A 17,277-nucleotide genomic window follows, 5' to 3' on the forward strand; every position below is an offset into this window, starting at 1 on the left:
GAATGGCCGGGAGTCCAAGGGCTCCCGGCCATTTCAGCGTTCGCCCAGTCGACCCGGGGTCACTGCTTCGATGAGGGCGGCGGCCTGATCGATCGGGATGTCGACCACCAGGTAGGCCTTCTTGCCCGCCGCGGTGGCCGCGACGACGGTGGCGAGTCCGGCTCGGCGCTGCCAGAAGGTCTGTCGCACAGTCCATCCGATGATGCCTGGTGCTTCGAGACAGTCGCGATTGCGATCGAGGCTGCCGCGGCGGGTGATCAGCCAGGTCGGGCCGGTGGTGCCGGGGAGTACGCGGTGGCCCAAGCCGCGGTAGCGGTCTTCGGCGAGGACAGCCATCACAAGGGCGAGGACCACCGGGAACGTCCAGGTCCACGGTGGGAGGTGACCGCCCGTGAGCACGATGGCGAGCATGGCGACGACTACGGCACCGACGGGCGAGGCGGCCCGGGTGTAGCGGCGACGGCGTGCGGCCGGTCCGTGTCTGTGTAGCTCGACGGTGCCGAGGGCGGTACCAGTGATCGGTTGCGGTGCAGTCGAATTCGCGAGGACTGGGGTCGGCTCGCCTTTGGTGAGGGAGGTCGCGACCGGGCGCTCGGTGTCGTCGGTTTCGGTGAAGGCGGACGCCGAGCTCGATTCGTCGCGCCGGGCCCAGGTCGAGTTCGGTACGGCGACAGTCGATTCGTCGTGCCGGGGCCAGGTCGAGTTCGGTGTGGGGACAGTCGATTTGTCGTGCTGGGCCCAGGTCGAGTTCGGTGCGGGGGCGGTCGATGCGTCGGCGTGCGGGCGTCGGCGTGTGCGGAGTAGTTCGCCGAGGGTGCGTTCGACGGCGATACGTGGGGCCTGGGGGAGGATCTTCTGGCGAGGGTTCTCGCCGGTCATGATCATTTCGAGCTGGGCGGCTTTGGCGGCGCGCAGCAGGAGTGGTTCGTTGAGGGTGGCGCCGCGGAACCGCGCCAGGTCCAGGGTGATCTGACGGGTGGTGAACAGGCCGTGGCGCAGGTGCAGGGTGGCGCCGTTGTCGTGCACCCGCAGGCCGAACCACGTGGCGAGGTACTGGGCGCACGCGGCCAGACTGACCAGCACCAGCGACAACACGGTCAACCCGGTGATGACGATGACCACGATCATCGCGGTGTCGTCGTCGAGATGTTGCACGACAGCACTTTTCGATACCACGTCGATGAGCCCGTACTGCGCGCCGAGTCCCGCGATCGGCGCGACGACGGCCAGCCCGGTCAGCGACAACGGCGCGTACCGCACCCACGCCGCCTGCCAGTGCCCGATCTCCACCCCGGAATCCGCGTGGGCATCGGGTTGCGAAACATGAGGCGCCCCCGCGCTATCGAGGTGCGCGGGTGCGGGTTGACCGGTGTGCGCGAGCAATTCGGTACGCAACGCCGGGATCTGACTCGTGTCGAGCGCGTCGAGCTTGAATTCCTCACCCTTGCCGGTCTGCTTCCCGGTTCCGATGGCCAGCACCGCCAAGCCGAGCATCCGGTGCAGCAGATCGGCTTCCACGTCCACCGATCGAATCCGTGGGCGCGGCACCGATAACGTCCGGCGCTGCACGATCCCGCTGCGTAACTGCACGTGATCGGCATCGATCCGATACGAGGTGGTGAACCACCGCGCGACGCCGAACGCCGCCACGAGTGTCACCGGGATCAAACTCCACAGCGGATTGCCACTGGTCGTGCCGACGATGATCGAACCGAGCACCACCGGAATGTATTTCATGATCTCGGTGACCGGGTACACCAGCAGCATGCGCGGATCAAGGCGCTGCCAGCCGGTCTCGGTGCGTGCGGGCGCGGTCATGTCGCGTCGCCGCGGTGCTGGGCGGCGACGGCGGTCAGCCGCAGCACTGCCTCCTCGGCGACCGGCAGGTCGAGCGCACTGATCTTCACCGCCCCCGCCGACGACGCGGTGGTAACGGTGACCGTCGCCAGTCCAAGGATCCGTTCCAGCGGCCCACGCTCGGTGTCCACGGTCTGCACCCGCGAGATCGGCGCGACCCGCGACTCCTGGTCCAGCCACCCCACCCGCGTGTACACGGCGTCATCGGTGACCTCCCACCGATGCACCGCGTACCGCCACACCGGAACCACCACGACGGCGACCACCGCGAGCACCACGAGCACCAGCCCGATGAGCACCTGCCACCCGCGACGGTCCCCATCGAACATCGCCCACACCGCGAGCGCCACGAACAACACGACCACCCCGATCGCGTTCTCCAACGCCCACAGCAGCTTGGCCTTGGAACTCGGACGCCAGGCCGGTTCGGCGAGGATGGTAGAGCGTGGCAGCGACATGCTGCCCATGGTTCCATGCGCGTGCGACGAGTTCACCCCGTCGGGAATATGCGTGGTCGTGGGGGAGGTTGTCGTTCGACAAGGACGACCACGCCGCGCCCGCCGCGGGCCCGTGAGCAGCCGACCACACGTCCGGGGAAGAAGTAGCGCATGATCGACGGGGTGAGCGACCTTCCGAAGCCGAGCGTTCCGCTGCCGCCGCCGAGTCCCGCCGCGATGCGCCGGGCCCTGCGCCGGGCCCGCGACGGCGTCACGTTGAACGTCGACGAGGCCACCGTCCTGCTGCACGCCACCGGCGACGACCTCATCGATCTGTGTGCCAGCGCCGCCAGAGTCCGTGACGCGGGCCTGGAATCGGCGGGGCGCCCACGCACGATCAGCTACTCGCGCAATGTGTTCATCCCGCTCACCAAACTGTGCCGGGACAAGTGTCACTACTGCACGTTCGTCACCGTGCCGGGCAAGCTGCGCGCCGAGGGCAATGGCATGTTCCTCGAACCCGACGAGGTCCTCGAGATCGCCCGCCAGGGTGCCGCCCTTGGGTGCAAGGAAGCGCTGTTCACCCTCGGGGACCGGCCGGAGGACCGCTGGCCCGAGGCCGCGAAGTGGCTCGACGAACGCGGCTACGACTCCACCCTCGACTACCTGCGCGCCGTCTCCATCCTCGTACTCGAGGAGACCGGCCTGCTGCCGCACCTGAACCCCGGCGTGATGAGCTGGAACGAGATCTCCCGCCTCAAGCCCGTCGCCCAGTCCATGGGCATGATGCTCGAAACCACGGCCACCAGGCTGTTCACCGACAAGGGCGAGTGCCATTACGGCAGCCCCGACAAGGATCCCGCGGTCCGGCTGCGTTCGATCACCGACGCGGGCAGGCTCTCGGTGCCCTACACCACCGGCATCCTGGTCGGCATCGGTGAGAATCTCACCGAGCGCGCCGAGTCGATCATGGCGATTCGTCAGCAGCACAGGGAATTCGGGCACATCCAGGAAGTGATCGTGCAGAACTTCCGGGCCAAGGACGACACCGCCATGCGCGATGTTCCCGACGCGGGCGTCGCGGAGTTCCTGGCAACCGTCGCGGTGACGAGATTGCTTCTGGGACCGGATGTTCCGGTGCAGGCACCCCCGAACCTGGTGTCGCACAGTGATTGCCGGGCATTGATCGACGCGGGTATCGACGACTGGGGCGGGGTGTCGCCGGTGACGGTCGACCACGTGAACCCCGAACGGCCGTGGCCGAACCTGGATACCCTGCGCGAGATCACCGAGGCGGCCGGGTTCACCCTCGTCGAGCGCACCTCCGCGCACCCGAAATACGTTCGCGCGGGCCACCCGTGGATCGATCCGCGCATCGGCGCGCACGTCGGCGCGCTCACCGATCCCGCGACCGGGCTGGCCAGGCCCGATGCCATGCCGGTCGGCCTGCCCTGGCAGGAGCCGGACGAGTCATGGGATTCGGCCGGCCGCGTCGACCTGAACACCGCCATCGACACCGAGGGCCGAAACACCGACAGCCGCAGCGATTCCGGGCTCGGTCAGGAGGTCGTCGGCGCGTTCGGTGACTGGGAGACGATCCGCGAACACGCCCGTGACCTGGCCGTCGTGGCACCCGAGCGCCTCGATTCCGAGGTACTCGACGCCCTGCGTGCCGCCGAGAAGGACCCGGCGGGACTCACCGACGACCAGTACCTGGCCTTGGCCACCGCCGACGGTGCCAATATGGAAGCCGTTGCCGCACTCGCTGATTCGCTACGGCGCGAGGTTTCCGGCGACGAGGTCACCTACGTGGTGAACCGCAATATCAACTTCACCAATATCTGCTACACCGGCTGCCGCTTCTGCGCTTTCGCTCAGCGCAAGGGCGACGCCGACGCCTTCACCCTCAGCACCGGCGAGGTCGCCGATCGCGCGTGGGAAGCCCACGTCGACGGCGCCACCGAAATCTGCATGCAGGGCGGCATCGACCCCGAACTCCCCGTCACCGGTTACGCCGATCTGGTCCGGGCCATCAAGGCCCGCGTCCCGTCGATGCACGTCCACGCGTTCAGCCCGATGGAGATCGTCAACGGCGCCTCGCGCGGCGGCCAGAGCATCCACGACTGGCTTTCGGCGCTGAAAGAGGCCGGATTGGGCTCGATCCCCGGAACGGCCGCCGAAATCCTCGACGACGAGGTCCGCTGGGTCCTCACCAAGGGCAAACTCCCCACTTCCGCCTGGATCGAGGTCATTACCACCGCCCACCAGCTGGGCATCCCGTCGAGCTCGACGATGATGTACGGCCATGTGGACAACCCGAAGCACTGGGTAGGTCACCTGCGTGTGCTGCGCGGCATCCAGGACGAGACGGGCGGCTTCACCGAGTTCGTTCCGCTGCCGTTCGTCCACCAGAGCGCGCCGCTGTACCTCGCGGGCGCGGCTCGACCCGGACCGACCAACCGCGACAACCGCGCGGTCCACGCCCTGGCCCGCATCATGCTGCACGGGCGCATCCACAACATCCAGACCAGCTGGGTGAAACTGGGCACTCTCGGCACCCAGGCCATGCTCACCGGCGGCGCCAACGATCTGGGTGGCACGCTGATGGAGGAGACCATCTCCAGGATGGCGGGCTCCCAGCACGGTTCAGCCAAGACCGTCGCCGAACTCACCGAGATCGCGGCGGGCATCGACCGTCCGGTCCGTGAGCGCACCACGACCTACGGACAGGTCGAATCGAAGGCGGTGCCGCTGCCGCTCTCGATCGGCTGAGGTCAGGATTGCAGCCGGGCCCGAACGCTGACGAGCCGATCCTGCAGTTCCTTCTCGTCGATGATGCCGCGCGTCACGAGGGAATGCGCCAGGGCGACGAGCTGGTTCTCGGGATAGGGCAGGCCGGCATAGACGGTCGCCGACAGCGAATCCTCGTCGTCGCGCCGGTTCTGGAAATTCGGGATCGGCGCTGCGCAGCGCGCGTGATCGAGTGCGTCGCAGAGGCCGTCCAGGCTGGTCTTCCACGGCGGCACGGGATTGCTCACCCCGTACGTGGCGGCCATCCTCGGCCATACCTGGTCGCGTTCGACGATGGCCCGCAGCGTGGCGATCTCGGGTGTGCTCATAGTCGCGCTCCGTCAGGTCGCCGGGTGGATGGCAGGCCGGGTGTAGGTGACCACATTCGTGGTCACACCCGGTGTGGGCAGCGCGACGCCGATCAAACAGTCGCGGGTGATGATCTCCGCGAGCTGATCCTCGTTCCAGCCGTCGGTACCCGTGGGACGCAGGGGCAGCACCATGAATCGGTGCTTCTGGTTCGAGTCCTGTACGCGCACAGCCACATTCGCGGGCAGGTCGAGTCCGAACTCGGAGAGCACCTGGCGTGGCCAGCGCACCATCCGCCGCCGGTAATTCGGTGTGCGATACCACTCGGGGGAGTTGCCCAGAATCGGTCGCGGGTAGCACGAACACAACGCGCACACGATCACGTTGTGCAGCGTCGGGGTGTCTTCGAGGATGGAGAAGGCGGTGAAGTCGCTCGGTGTGCCGAAACCGGTCGGCTCCAGCCAGTCCACCCCGACCTCTTTGCTCGCGGTCATCGGTTCGGCGAGCGCGAGTGCCTTGAAGTCGGGATCCAGCCAGGCGCGTGCCACGAGGTGGACAGCGGGAGCCGGGCCGATCTGTTCGGCGAATTCGGTGAACCGCCGGTGTTGTTCGGCGGTGAAGATGCCCTTCTCGATACACAGCTCGCGCAACGCGATCTCCAGCACTTCGAAATCGGTGATCTCGTCGACCATCGGGGCCACCGTGCGTTCGTGGTCGTGATCGTGGTCGTGCCCGGTCATGGAATCCCTTTCTGGGCAGGATGATCGGTTCAGGTGGTTGGCTCGAGCCAGCGTTCGGGGATCTCCGTGCGCAAGATGTCGGCGCTGGTCCCGGTGTAGCCGTGCCACAAGGTCGCGAGGTCGAACTCGACGACGTAGAACCACTCGGGCACCGCGTCGGGCCGGTCCCACGTCTCGTCTTCCGGTGCCGGACTCTCGTAGGCGAGCGCGACGATCCGCCCGACCGCGCCGCGTACGTACTCCGGGGTGCGGGTGTAGAACAGCGCGGGCAGTTCCCTGACCCGCACGGGATCGCCGACCTCGAACCGCGCCTTGCCGGCCCGACCGGCGAACACTTGCGGATCGCCCTTGCCGACCGCCTCGAGGTGATGACGATTGCGCGCGACCTGGGAGCCGTCGCCTTCGAACTTCGGCTCGGCGGCCAGGGTCTTCCCGGCCAGACCGCCCGCGTAGCGCGCCTCGACCTCGACCATGCGTTCACTCAGTTCGGTCAGGCCGATGTGGTGTTTCTCGGCCAGGACACGCGCGACGGCGAGCAGCCATCGGCCGTAGTAGGGCAGACCCAGGTACATCGCGCGCCCGAGATCGACATTGCCGATCCGGCGCCGTTCCTCGGAGAGCCAGATCCCACGCCAGGCGAGCACCTCGCAGATCACATAGGTGTTGTGCTCCCACAGCTCGTACTGCTTGTTCTCGTACGCGATCGGGGCGTCGGGCTCACCGCCCACATCGTGATCGGTTTTCAAATACGCCCATAGGCGGTCGTGATCGAGCAGATCGGGGGTGGGCGCGTTCGGAAGCTCGGGATAGGACGACTTCAGCCGGGCTACCAGGTCCAGCGCGGCCGCACGCTCTTGCGCCGTACTCATAACGGTTCCCTTCGTCGCGCGGTCTCCGTGACGCGAGGGGATCCGCTGTGTGCAACGATTTCCGAGAACAAATCTAAGCCTCGATGTTGCGCAGGTAAAGGGCGAAACCCGGTCCCCGGTGCTGACAATCGGTTGACCGGGCGAACCGGAGGGGTCGGGCAGCGTCGACGACGTCATGACCGGCGGCAGTTAGGGCAGGCTGACCTGCGCCGAGGGCCAGGATCACGCTAGGGTTGCGTGGGCGGAGTATCACCGCAGGTGAGGACAGACTAGGAGAACGGCAGTGCCGTACATCATCGCTGAACCGTGCGTTGACGTGAAGGACAAGGCGTGCATCGAGGAATGCCCCGTGGATTGCATCTACGAGGGCGGTCGCATGCTCTACATCCAACCCGACGAGTGCGTGGACTGTGGTGCGTGTGAGCCGGTCTGCCCCGTGGAGGCGATCTTCTACGAGGACGACACTCCGGATCAGTGGAGCGGTTACATCAACGCCAACGTCGACTTCTTCAACGAACTGGGATCCCCCGGTGGCGCGACCAAGGTCGGTGTGGTCGACTTCGACCCCGCCTTCATCAAGGCGCTGCCCCCGATGGCCGAAGAGTGAGCACAGGGGTGCCCACCCACACCCGGGGGGGCCGGGTGAGCAGCCTGCTGCCCGACTTCCCCTGGGACACCATCGCCGCGGTCAAACAGAAGGCGGCCACCCATCCGGGTGGTCTTGTCGACCTGTCCGTCGGCACCCCCGTTGACCCGGTCGATCCGCTGATCCAGGCGGCCTTGGGTTCGGTGGCGGCTGTTCCCGGATATCCGACCACGCACGGCACCCCGGAGCTGCGCTCCGCCGTCGTCGCCGCGTTGGCGCGCAGGTTCGGCGTCACCGGTGTCGATCCGGCGGCGGTGCTGCCGGTGCTCGGCACGAAAGAGCTGATCGCCGGGCTGCCGCGGCTGCTCGGTGCCGGCTCCGACGATCTGGTGGTGATCCCCGAGATCGCCTACCCGACCTACGAGGTCGGCGCGTTGCTGGCGGGCGCGAAGCCCTGGCGCGCAGACGGTCTCACCCAGATCGGCCCGCAGAATCCGGCGCTGATCTTCGTGAACTCGCCCTCGAACCCCACCGGCAAGGTGCTGCCCGTCGAGCACCTGCGCAAGGTGGTGGCGTTCGCTCGCGAGCGCGGCGCGGTCGTCGCCTCCGACGAGTGCTACCTGGGCCTGACCTGGGAGGGCGAGGCCGTCTCGATCCTCGACCCGCGCGTCTGCGACGGCGACCACACCGGCCTGCTGGCCATCCATTCCCTGTCGAAGACCTCGAACCTGGCCAGCTACCGCGCCGGTTTCATCGCCGGTGACCCGGAACTGGTGGCCGAACTGCTCGAGGTGCGCAAGCACTCCGGCATGATCATGCCGTTCCCGATCCAGGCCGCGATGACCGCCGCGCTCAGCGACGACGTGCACGAGGCGCAGCAGCGCGAGCGTTACCGCGCCCGCCGCGAGATCCTGCGAAACGCCTTGCGGCAGGCGGGTTTCCGCATCGATTTCTCCGAGGCGGGTCTGTACCTGTGGGCCACCCGCGGCGAACCGTGCCGCATCACTCTCGACTGGCTCGCCGAACGTGGAATCCTCGCCGCCCCCGGCGATTTCTACGGTCCCCGTTCACCCGAACACGTGCGCATCGCACTGACCGCCACCGACGAGCGCATCGCCGAAGCGGCCGCGCGCCTGTCCTGAGCAGGACGCACCCCGGGCCGTGATCGTGCCCGGGGTTTCGTCTGTCCGCAACGCATCTCGCGCGTCGGCGGCCGGATCGGTTGGGCACACCTGCGACTGCACTTCGGCCATGCGCGAATAGACTGACGAACGCACCGCGCCTGGGCCCAGCAGGGTCGGGCGGATCGGCGCGGTACCGGATCGAAAGGCTCGCAACGAATGCACGGGGTGGAGTTCGAGGCGGGCACGGTGTTCGCGGAGTATCGAATCGATCGGCTGCTCGGCCGGGGTGGAATGGGCACCGTGTATCTGGCGGCGCATCCTCGACTGCCCCGGCGGGTCGCGCTGAAACTGCTGAATCGCGAACTGTATTCCGACCACGAGGTCCGCGGCCGGTTCGAGCGCGAGGCCGATGTCTCGGCCCATCTCGACCACCCTGGCATCGTGTCGGTGCTCGACCGTGGGGTCGACGACGGGCTGATGTGGATTTCCATGCAGTACGTCGACGGCCGCGATGCCTCGGTGTTCCGCGGTGAGCCACTGGATCCGGTTCGGGCGGTCGGCATCATCGCCCAGACCGCCGAAGCGCTGGACTACGCCCACGATCGCGGTGTACTGCACCGAGATGTGAAGCCCGCCAACATCTTGCTGGCACCCAGCCGCACCGGTGACCGTGTCCTGCTCACCGACTTCGGCATCGCCCGACTCCGTGGCGACGCCCGCCAACTCACCCGCACCGGAGCCTTCCTCGCCACCCTCGCCTACGCCTCGCCCGAACAACTCTCGGGCGCCCCGGTCGACCACCGCGCCGACCAGTACTCGCTCGGCTGCACCCTCTTTACGCTGCTCACCGGCGAAAGCCCGTTTCCCGCAGAGAATCCCGGCGCGGTGGTCGCCGCCCACCTGGCCAAGCCGGTGCCTCGCGCGTCCGCGATGATCGTCGACCTGCCGCCCGGAATCGACGCGGTCATCGCGCGGGCCATGGCGAAGGAGCCCGCCGAAAGATTCACCAGCTGCGAGGAATTCGCTCGCGCGGCGACAGTGGCACTGACTCGTGCCGATCTCGGGTCGCAGGGTGTCGGCGGTTCCCAGCCGCTGCTTGTTCAGGAAGTCGGCCGCGCGGCAAGCGGTTCCGCTATTTCGTCCGAGGCGCCGCCTGCCGGCCGGGAACAGTGGTCGGCCGATCCTGACGCGAATTCGCTGAACCCGACCCTCGTCAGCACGCCACACTCTGTTCCGCAGGCAGCCGCGTACCACGGCGGCAACCTGAACCCTGTTGGTTCCGGGTCGATTCCGCGTTTCGGGGAAGCGGCTGCCGGTGCCGGCGGGCCGGTTCCGGTGGTGCCGCTGCGCCGTGAGCGGTCAGCGCAGCGGGCCGTCTCCTCACGGTGGCGGGTACTCGCGGTGAGCCTGCTCGTGCTGGCGCTGGTCGCCGGGGTCGGCGTCGTCGGAGCCGGTGCGATCTACTGGAAGTTCTTGCGCCCGAATCGAGTTCCGCCGCCGCCCACCTGGGGTGCGCATGCGTCGGTTGCCTCGGGGTTCACCGAGTTGATCCCGTCGGGGCCGACCGGGCGCGGCTGGCGCGAGGCGAACTGTTCGGCAACCCCGTCGCTGGTCGTGCTGCCGGGCGATCCGGCGCCGCTGCGGCAGATCACCTGCACCGACGCCGACGGACTCATCGCCTGGTACACCGAGTACCCGAACGCCGCCGATGCCGATGCCTATCTCCTGCGGCACACCACCGAGGACGCCACCCGGGAGCTGCACCACACCAGCCTCGCCGCCTACCGCCCCCGCGACCCCGCCGCACCGTTCACTCTCGCGGCCAGGGAACGCGGCAATGTGTTCAGCGCGAACTCGGTGGTCGAGGTGTCGTGGCCGGGTCGTTCCTTCGAGGAGACCCGCGACAACTGGTGGCAGCAAGCCCCCTTCTGACGCCGGCTACCGCACCATGGACTGGATCAATACGCTCCGGCCAGGCGCAGGATCAGCGCGGGCACGGCGTCGAGCACATCCGCGGACTGGTCGGCCGGGGTGCCGTAGGTGTGCGCGGCGACCGAGAAGCTGGGTCCGAACGACGCGGAAGCCACCTCGGGGGCGCCGATATCGGACCACCCCCACTTGCTGCCCTGCACGCCGGGGAGCTGGGCGGTGCCCCAGTTCTGGGGCGTGCCGTCGGCGGCGGTATTGCTCGCACCCGCCATCCACTCGAAGATCGGCGAACCGGCATCGGTGCGCTGCTTGGCGGCCAGGAATTCGGTGATGTCGGCGGTGCTGGTACTCGACCGGCCCCAGTCGGCGGTGCCGTGGGTCTGGCGCAGTCCGTATTCGCTCGCGGTCGCTTCGATCGCTTGCGGGTATTTGCCTGCCAGCTGGGTGGCGGCGCCGTCGTCGGAGTCGCGGATCATCCGTTCCGACAGTGCGCGGTCCTCCGATGAACCGTCGCCGTGGCGCAGCGCGTAGTCGACGATGTAGAGCTTGGACATCGACAGGGCCGACCGCGATTCGTGCTCGTTGGCTGTGCCCCAGGCGAATCCGCCTGGCATCCGCAGCGAAATGGCGGTTCGTGGCGGCACCGTCGTGGGGTCCTCGTCGGCGTGGGCGGCGGGTGCGGCCGCCATGAGGCCGACGGCGGCCGCCGCCACACACCAGGTCACTGTTCGAATGCTCACGAGCGTCCTCCGATTCGTACGACGGCGTTGCGGTCGTGGGAATGAAACCCGAATGCCGCCGGTCGGCGAGTGAGGCGCGCGGTAAGGCCCGGCAATACCAGCGTCAACCCGTTCGTCACGATCACCGCGCTGGCCGAGCGCGATATCGAGCGGATCATCGCCGACGATCTGCGCTGACCTCGCGCTCCGGCTGCCGGTGCCGGCAGCCGGAGCGCGAGGTGGGTCAGATCAGCGGCTTGCCTCGCCGGTGGCGGCGGCGCATGTCGGCGAGGGTGGCGTTGAAGGGGAAGTTGCGCAGGAGGCGGGGCATCCGGCCGGTGACGGTGCCGGTGGTGCGCATCAGGCGGTTCAGTGTGCGTTCGTCGGCCGGAGTCCAGCAGAGGCCGAGTTCGTCTCGGAGGTGTTGCGGGAGCAGTCCGGTGGTGAACCAGCGGTGGAAGCGGGCGAAGAGCAGACGCAGGAGCGGGTTCACCATCCTCAGGTCGAGCAGGTCGTCGAAGTAGGCCTTGATCGTGGGGTCGACGCTGGTGAGCGGCAAGTGCTCGGACCAGTAGGCGTCGAAGGCGGCGCGATCGGCGGGCCACATCTCGCGAGGCACCTGCAGGGTGGTGCCGAGGTAGTGGGCGTAGTCGTAGAAGGTGTCGGCGGTGGCGTCGTCGACGGGCCCGTAGAGGCGATCCATCACGTCGATCGAGCCCCAGTACAGGCACGCGGCCACCCACAGCTGCAGGTTCTTGTCGAAGGCGTTGTACTGCACCGGGCTGTCGGCGGTGGAGTGGACGTGGCGGTGCGCGCCGTTGATGGCGGTGCGGTAGGCCGCGCGGTCGGCGTCGGTGCCCATCAGCGCCACGGACAGGTACGTGAGCGTGGTCCGGGTGCGCTTCACCGGGTGCTCCATGATGCTGCCGCTGTGCACTGTCGATTCCGCGACGCCGTAGCCGACGGGTGCGAGGCTGAGCTGCATGATCACGTTGGCGGTCGCGCCGTAGAAGGCGGCGGAGCCGTCGATGTAGTCGCGGATGTCGAATTGTGCCGGTTCGGACCGCTGTGAACGCGAGCGCGACAGGATGGTCATCGTTGACCCCGTTTTCGTCGAAGAGAGCGTGAGAGAGTTATACATTGAATGTCTCATCATGTCGCCGGGGTGTCAACGACAGCGGCGCCGACGTTCCCCGAACCACGTCGCGTTAGCGTTGACAGATGCCCTATGGTCCGCCGCTGCTGCTCGCTTCGCTGAATCCGGCCGCCGTCGCCGCCGGGGATGACATTCCCGACGCCGTCACCATCGATGATGCCACCGTGTCGCGCAGCGATCTGCTGGGTTCGGCAACATCGGTGGCCGAACGCATCGCCCGTGCCGACCGCGTCGCGGTGCTGGCCGAGCCGACCCTGCGCACCGTGATCGCCGTGGTCGGTTGCCTGATCGCGGGCGTGACCGTCGTTCCGGTGCCACCGGACTCCGGAACCGCCGAACGCGAGCACATTCTGCGCGATTCGGGTGCGCAGGCCTGGCTGGGCCCGGCGCCGGAGGGCACGGGTCTGCCGGTGGTGCCGGTGCGGCTGCACGCACGCTCGTGGCATACCTATCCCGAGCCCGATCCGGCGGCGATCGCCTTCATCCTCTACACCTCGGGAACCACCGGGGCGCCCAAGGGCGTGATGCTCAGCCGCGGCGCGATCGCCGCCGGGCTCGACGCGCTGGCCGAGGCGTGGGCGTGGACGTGGAAGGACACACTGGTGCACGGGCTACCGCTGTTCCACGTCCACGGGCTGATCCTCGGGCTGCTCGGGCCGTTGCGGGTCGGTAGTCCGGTGATCCACACCGGCAAGCCGACACCCGAGGCGTACGCGGCAGCGGGCGGCAGCCTGTATTTCGGGGTGCCGACGGTCTGGTCGCGGGTGGTCGAAAAGCCCGAACTGGCAAAGGAACTGGGTAAGGCACGGCTGCTCGTCTCGGGCAGTGCGCCGCTGCCGGTGCCGGTGTTCGAGAAGCTGGCCGAACTCACCGGGCAAGCACCGGTGGAGCGGTACGGGATGAGCGAAACCATGATCACGCTGTCCACCCGGGCCGACGGTGAGCGCAGGCCCGGCTGGGTCGGCACGCCGGTGCGCGGCGTCGAAACGAGGCTGCGCGATGAAGCCGGTGAGCCCGTCGCGCGCGACGGTGTGAGCATCGGTGGTCTGCAGGTCCGTGGGCCGATGCTGTTCGACGGGTACCGGAATCGGCCCGAGGCCAGCGCGCGGGACTGGACCGAGGACGGGTGGTTCCGCACCGGTGACGTGGCGGTCATCGATGCCGACGGGTTCCATCGGATCGTCGGGCGCGAGTCGATCGACCTCATCAAATCCGGCGGCTACCGGATCGGCGCGGGGGAGATCGAGACCGCGCTGCTCGGACATCCGGCGGTCGCCGAGGTCGCCGTGGTCGGGCTGCCCGATGACGATCTGGGTCAGCGGATCGTTGCCTTCGTCGTCGCGCGCGACGGGGGTTCCGACGCGCTCGGCATCGAGCTCACCGCCTATGTGGGCGAACAGCTTTCGGCCCACAAGCGCCCGCGCGAGGTTCGCTTCGCCGACTCGCTGCCGCGCAATGCGATGGGCAAGGTGCAGAAGAAGCTGCTGGCCTGACGCGAAGTAGCTCGGTCCGAGAGCGGCTCCGGCGGCGGGCTCTGGAAGGGCCGGCTACGGGCGCGAGGTGAATTGTCCCGGTGCCGGATTCACCCGGGGGGTTTGCGACTCCCGCGTGCGCTCAGCGCGCGGATCGGGCTGATCAGTCGGTGGTAGATGGGTCGCACTACGCGACCGGGCAGGTAGCGGTGGCGTTCCTCCGCCCAGACACGAGCCCTCGGGTGTGCGGCCAGCGGTGAGAACCGGTCGGGGTCCGGTGGTGCCGAGGTGTGGAATTCGATGCGGCACAGGTGCTTTGTGTTGACGAAGCCGTACTGGCTCGGACTCACCAGCCGTACCGGAGCGCCGTGGTCGCTGGTGAGTGGCTGCCCGTCGAGGCGGTCGGCGATGAGCACGTCGTCGGCCATGGCGTCCTCGAACACAGCGACCGATCGGTAGCCGTCGAAACCCTGGAAGACGATGTGGGTGATCGAAACGCCCGGCGCGAGCAGCGGTTCGACCCGCAGGCGGTAGAGGGTCTCGAAAGTGGTTCCTTCCCACAGCAGGTCGGTGGCAGACCAGCCTGCGACGCAGTGGAAGTCGGCGGCGAGCTCGCGGCGAGGCAGTTGTGCGCGGTCGGACTCGGTGAGCGTGAGGGGCTCGGTGAGGGCGCCACCGAGCTCGATCACCGGGTCGGCCGGGATCTGCGGCGGTGGGTGATGGAGGTGCGTGCCGAACCGGGGGAAGCCGTCGATCGCGCGTTGACCAGGGGGAAGTGTCATGTCGAACCTCCAGTATACGGTTCCGTATAACTGTCAGCATAGCGCGCCGATGGCGCGAGGTCGAGGGGCGGCGCGCATCGCACGACGGTGCGCACGCCCCCTCGTCCTCGATGGTCCCTTGACCTCGACAGCACTCGAGGTTTTAGTGTCGATGCATGAGCGCAACGCTGACACCGGAACATCTCGCGTACCTGTCGACCCAACGGCTCGGGCGGTTGGCAACGGTCCGCGCCGACGGCTCGCCACAGAACAACCCGGTCGGCTTCCGTTACAACGCCGAACTCGGCACCATCGACATCGCGGGCTGGAACATGGCCGCCTCCAAGAAGTTCCGCAATCTGGCCGACAACGCCCGGGTCGCCTTCGTCGTCGACGACATCGCCTCGGTGCAGCCGTGGCGGGTGCGCTGCCTCGAGATCCGCGGCACCGCCGAGGCGCTGACCGGCGTGGAGTCCTACATGGGCGATCAGCCCGATGCGCTCATCCGGATCCACCCCGACCGGGTTATCGCCTTCGGCCTCATCCCGGAACCCGCACAGCACTGAGCTTTTCGGGGTTTCGCATGGAGTAGATCGCGGTGACGCGACCATTGGTGACCTCGATGGAGGTCACCTGGTCGAGCACGCCGTCGACGGTCGCCAGGATCGAGGGCATCGCGTTGTAGATGCCCAGGTGCGCGCCGAGAACGCCGAGCCGCTGACCCTTCGCGAGCAACCCGATGACCAGCCGGGCCACCTTGTCCTGGCCGCGCACGGGCCTGCGCACCGCGTTCACCACACCGCCGCCGTCACCGAGGAACACCACATCCGGAGCGAGCACGTCCATCAGTGCCTGCACATTGCCGGTGGCGGCCGCGATCGAGAATTTCTCGACCACCGACTGGGCCTGCGCGGGAGTGGCGATGGCGGTGTGGCGTGCCGCGTGCACCCGGTTGCGGGCACGCTGGTTCAGCTGCCGCACAGCGGCTTCCGATTTGTCCACCGCCGCGGCGATCTCCGGGTAATCGAACGCGAACACCTCGCGCAGCACGAACACCGCGCGCTGCACCGGCGTGAGCGTTTCCAGCACGAGCAGCATCGCGGTGGTCACCGCCTCGCCGGTCAGCACATGCTCGACCCCGCCGTCGGCCTCGGTGGCCAGCGGCTCGGGCAGCCACGGCCCGATGTACTCCTCGCGCCTGCGGGCGGTGGACCGCAGCACGCCCAGCGACTGACGGGTGACGATCTGCGCCAGGTAAGCGCGCGGGTTCTCGACCAGCGCGAGGTCGACCTCGCGCCAGCGCAGGTAGCTGTCGTGCAGGACGTCCTCGGTGTCGACCACCGAACCGAGGATCTCGTAGGCGATCGAGAACAGCAGCCGCCGGTTCTCGGTGAAGGTGTCGACGTGTGCCTGGATCACTGCTTCGGGCCGCCCATCCACACGCTGCGGCCGGTCCGCGCGGCGTAGGCGGCGTAGCGGCTGACGAGCTCCTTGCCGAACGCGGTCAAGCGCCCGCCGAAGAACAGCCGATAGGCGTTGTCCGCGCGGTCGGTTGTCTGCAGCAGGGCGTCGTGCCGCCCCAGGCTCATACCCTGCCCGGCATAGCCCATCGAGAACGGCCGCGCCGCACGCCCTTTGATCATTCCGGCCAGCGTATCCGCCGCGTGCGCGCCTTGGGGAGCGGCGGTGGCGCAGGCCATACGCATGCCGGGCACGGCCGCGCAATCGCCGACAGCGAAGACGCGTGGATCGGTGACACTGCGCAGAGTGGCGTCGACCAGGGCTCGGCCATCGGCGTCCACGGCGAGTCCGCTGCGGGCGGCAAGGTCGGGCACCGCGGCGATGATGGCCCAGAGGGTGAGGTCGGAATCGAGTTCGGTGCCCGAGCCCAGTCGCAGCGTCGTGCCGTCGATCTCGTCGATCTGGTCGGCCACGATCTCCACGTTCAGCCGGGCCAGCGTGTCGCGGATATACCGCTGCCCACCCGCCGAGAGCGCGGCGCCAACCGTGCTGCTCACCAGCCGTACACGCAGGTCCGGACGGGCTTCGGCGATCTCGGCCGTGGTCTCGATCCCGGTCAGCCCACCACCGATCACCGAGACGATCCCGCCGGCGGGCAGCGCCTCGAGCGCGGTTCGTGCCTGTTCGGCCCCTTCCCACGTACCGACCGCGATCGCACCGGGTAGCGGGTTGGCGATGCTGCCCGCCGCGAGAATCGCGTGATCGAAGGCAAGGGTCCGGCCGTCGTCGAGGGTGACAACACCATCGCCGATCTTGTCCACGCTCGCTGTCTCGACCGCGATGCCGGCCCGGAGCATCTCGGTGAGCGGCCGGGCCGCGGTCCCGCTGCCCGCGATCTGCTCGTGCAACCGCACCCGTTCGACGAATTCGCCGCGCGGATTGATCACGGTGATCCGAGTGTCAGGGGCCTTGCGGCTCAGCCGATTCGCCGCGCCAGTGCCCGCGTACCCTGCGCCGATAACCACGATGTTCATCTGTGCCTCCTGCCATGGACGGTTGCTTTCGAC

The 17,277-nt window shown here is 68.2% G+C and carries 16 protein-coding genes; 6 read left to right on the top strand and 10 right to left on the bottom strand.

The window, feature by feature from the left end; all coding sequences use genetic code 11:
- Positions 1 to 33: 33 nt before the first annotated feature.
- Both ACTWPB_RS12735 and ACTWPB_RS12740 read right to left on the bottom strand, forming a co-directional pair.
- Complete coding sequence (locus ACTWPB_RS12735) at positions 34 to 1,818, bottom strand: PH domain-containing protein (protein ID WP_446225853.1); 1,785 nt, start codon at positions 1,816 to 1,818, stop codon at positions 34 to 36.
- Positions 1,815 to 2,315, bottom strand: coding sequence for a PH domain-containing protein (locus tag ACTWPB_RS12740; RefSeq protein WP_446225854.1), 501 nt, complete (start codon positions 2,313 to 2,315; stop codon positions 1,815 to 1,817). The genes ACTWPB_RS12735 and ACTWPB_RS12740 overlap by 4 nt, the downstream gene beginning before the upstream one ends.
- Positions 2,316 to 2,465: 150 nt before the next feature.
- On the opposite strand from ACTWPB_RS12740, the gene ACTWPB_RS12745 reads away from it, so the two are divergent.
- Positions 2,466 to 5,066: a bifunctional FO biosynthesis protein CofGH gene (locus ACTWPB_RS12745; protein ID WP_446225855.1), complete on the top strand. Its 2,601-nt coding sequence runs from the start codon at positions 2,466 to 2,468 to the stop codon at positions 5,064 to 5,066.
- A gap of 2 nt (positions 5,067 to 5,068) precedes the next feature.
- On the opposite strand, the gene ACTWPB_RS12750 is transcribed toward ACTWPB_RS12745, so the two are convergent.
- The 3 genes from ACTWPB_RS12750 to ACTWPB_RS12760 are packed head-to-tail and all read right to left on the bottom strand — an operon-like array spanning position 5,069 to position 7,002.
- Positions 5,069 to 5,413 (bottom strand): thiocyanate hydrolase, encoded by a 345-nt coding sequence (locus ACTWPB_RS12750; RefSeq protein WP_446225856.1) that lies wholly within the window; start codon positions 5,411 to 5,413, stop codon positions 5,069 to 5,071.
- Between the two features lie 12 nt (positions 5,414 to 5,425).
- Entirely contained in the window at positions 5,426 to 6,133 is a 708-nt protein-coding gene (scnC, locus tag ACTWPB_RS12755; RefSeq protein ID WP_446225857.1) for a thiocyanate hydrolase subunit gamma, read from the bottom strand.
- A gap of 29 nt (positions 6,134 to 6,162) precedes the next feature.
- A complete protein-coding gene (locus ACTWPB_RS12760; protein ID WP_446225858.1) occupies positions 6,163 to 7,002 on the bottom strand; it encodes an SH3-like domain-containing protein in 840 nt (279 codons plus the stop codon).
- A gap of 283 nt (positions 7,003 to 7,285) precedes the next feature.
- Here ACTWPB_RS12760 and fdxA point away from each other — a divergent pair, with 283 nt between their 5' ends.
- The 3 genes from fdxA (at position 7,286) to ACTWPB_RS12775 (ending at position 10,644) form a co-directional block, all read left to right on the top strand.
- Positions 7,286 to 7,609, top strand: coding sequence for a ferredoxin (fdxA, locus tag ACTWPB_RS12765; RefSeq protein ID WP_056813450.1), 324 nt, complete (start codon positions 7,286 to 7,288; stop codon positions 7,607 to 7,609).
- Positions 7,610 to 7,644: 35 nt separating this feature from the next.
- Positions 7,645 to 8,730, top strand: coding sequence for a succinyldiaminopimelate transaminase (gene dapC, locus ACTWPB_RS12770; protein WP_446225859.1), 1,086 nt, complete (start codon positions 7,645 to 7,647; stop codon positions 8,728 to 8,730).
- A gap of 198 nt (positions 8,731 to 8,928) precedes the next feature.
- Entirely contained in the window at positions 8,929 to 10,644 is a 1,716-nt protein-coding gene (locus ACTWPB_RS12775) for a protein kinase domain-containing protein (protein ID WP_446225860.1), read from the top strand.
- Positions 10,645 to 10,670: 26 nt separating this feature from the next.
- On the opposite strand, the gene ACTWPB_RS12780 is transcribed toward ACTWPB_RS12775, so the two are convergent.
- Both ACTWPB_RS12780 and ACTWPB_RS12785 read right to left on the bottom strand, forming a co-directional pair.
- Positions 10,671 to 11,381, bottom strand: coding sequence for a hypothetical protein (locus ACTWPB_RS12780; protein ID WP_446225861.1), 711 nt, complete (start codon positions 11,379 to 11,381; stop codon positions 10,671 to 10,673).
- A 223-nt stretch (positions 11,382 to 11,604) separates the two neighbouring features.
- Positions 11,605 to 12,456, bottom strand: a complete 852-nt coding sequence (locus ACTWPB_RS12785; RefSeq protein ID WP_446225862.1) for an oxygenase MpaB family protein — start codon at positions 12,454 to 12,456, stop codon at positions 11,605 to 11,607.
- Between the two features lie 125 nt (positions 12,457 to 12,581).
- Between ACTWPB_RS12785 and ACTWPB_RS12790 the strand changes: the two genes are divergently transcribed.
- A complete protein-coding gene (locus ACTWPB_RS12790) occupies positions 12,582 to 14,009 on the top strand; it encodes an acyl-CoA synthetase (protein WP_446225863.1) in 1,428 nt (475 codons plus the stop codon).
- A gap of 89 nt (positions 14,010 to 14,098) precedes the next feature.
- Here ACTWPB_RS12790 and ACTWPB_RS12795 read toward each other — a convergent pair whose 3' ends face one another.
- A complete protein-coding gene (locus ACTWPB_RS12795; protein ID WP_446225864.1) occupies positions 14,099 to 14,770 on the bottom strand; it encodes a molybdopterin-dependent oxidoreductase in 672 nt (223 codons plus the stop codon).
- Between the two features lie 155 nt (positions 14,771 to 14,925).
- Here ACTWPB_RS12795 and ACTWPB_RS12800 point away from each other — a divergent pair, with 155 nt between their 5' ends.
- Positions 14,926 to 15,315: a PPOX class F420-dependent oxidoreductase gene (locus ACTWPB_RS12800; RefSeq protein WP_446225865.1), complete on the top strand. Its 390-nt coding sequence runs from the start codon at positions 14,926 to 14,928 to the stop codon at positions 15,313 to 15,315.
- On the opposite strand, the gene ACTWPB_RS12805 is transcribed toward ACTWPB_RS12800, so the two are convergent.
- On the bottom strand, positions 15,290 to 16,168 hold the full coding sequence (locus ACTWPB_RS12805; RefSeq protein ID WP_446225866.1) for an RNA polymerase sigma-70 factor: 879 nt from the start codon (positions 16,166 to 16,168) through the stop codon (positions 15,290 to 15,292). The genes ACTWPB_RS12800 and ACTWPB_RS12805 overlap by 26 nt on opposite strands.
- Positions 16,165 to 17,244, bottom strand: a complete 1,080-nt coding sequence (locus tag ACTWPB_RS12810; RefSeq protein WP_446225867.1) for an NAD(P)/FAD-dependent oxidoreductase — start codon at positions 17,242 to 17,244, stop codon at positions 16,165 to 16,167. The genes ACTWPB_RS12805 and ACTWPB_RS12810 overlap by 4 nt, the downstream gene beginning before the upstream one ends.
- Positions 17,245 to 17,277 lie beyond the last annotated feature (33 nt).

The organism is Nocardia sp. IBHARD005, from assembly GCF_052814245.1.

Excerpts from the sequence above, each read along its gene's own strand:
- ACTWPB_RS12735 (WP_446225853.1), bottom strand. The coding sequence starts at position 1,818 with ATGACCGCGCCCGCACGCACCGAGACCGGCTGGCAGCGCCTTGATCCG.
- ACTWPB_RS12740 (WP_446225854.1), bottom strand. The coding sequence starts at position 2,315 with ATGTCGCTGCCACGCTCTACCATCCTCGCCGAACCGGCCTGGCGTCCG.
- ACTWPB_RS12745 (WP_446225855.1), top strand. The coding sequence starts at position 2,466 with ATGATCGACGGGGTGAGCGACCTTCCGAAGCCGAGCGTTCCGCTGCCG.
- ACTWPB_RS12750 (WP_446225856.1), bottom strand. The coding sequence starts at position 5,413 with ATGAGCACACCCGAGATCGCCACGCTGCGGGCCATCGTCGAACGCGAC.
- scnC (WP_446225857.1), bottom strand. The coding sequence starts at position 6,133 with ATGACCGGGCACGACCACGATCACGACCACGAACGCACGGTGGCCCCG.
- ACTWPB_RS12760 (WP_446225858.1), bottom strand. The coding sequence starts at position 7,002 with ATGAGTACGGCGCAAGAGCGTGCGGCCGCGCTGGACCTGGTAGCCCGG.
- ACTWPB_RS12775 (WP_446225860.1), top strand. The coding sequence starts at position 8,929 with ATGCACGGGGTGGAGTTCGAGGCGGGCACGGTGTTCGCGGAGTATCGA.
- ACTWPB_RS12785 (WP_446225862.1), bottom strand. The coding sequence starts at position 12,456 with ATGACCATCCTGTCGCGCTCGCGTTCACAGCGGTCCGAACCGGCACAA.
- ACTWPB_RS12790 (WP_446225863.1), top strand. The coding sequence starts at position 12,582 with ATGCCCTATGGTCCGCCGCTGCTGCTCGCTTCGCTGAATCCGGCCGCC.
- ACTWPB_RS12795 (WP_446225864.1), bottom strand. The coding sequence starts at position 14,770 with ATGACACTTCCCCCTGGTCAACGCGCGATCGACGGCTTCCCCCGGTTC.
- ACTWPB_RS12800 (WP_446225865.1), top strand. The coding sequence starts at position 14,926 with ATGAGCGCAACGCTGACACCGGAACATCTCGCGTACCTGTCGACCCAA.
- ACTWPB_RS12810 (WP_446225867.1), bottom strand. The coding sequence starts at position 17,244 with ATGAACATCGTGGTTATCGGCGCAGGGTACGCGGGCACTGGCGCGGCG.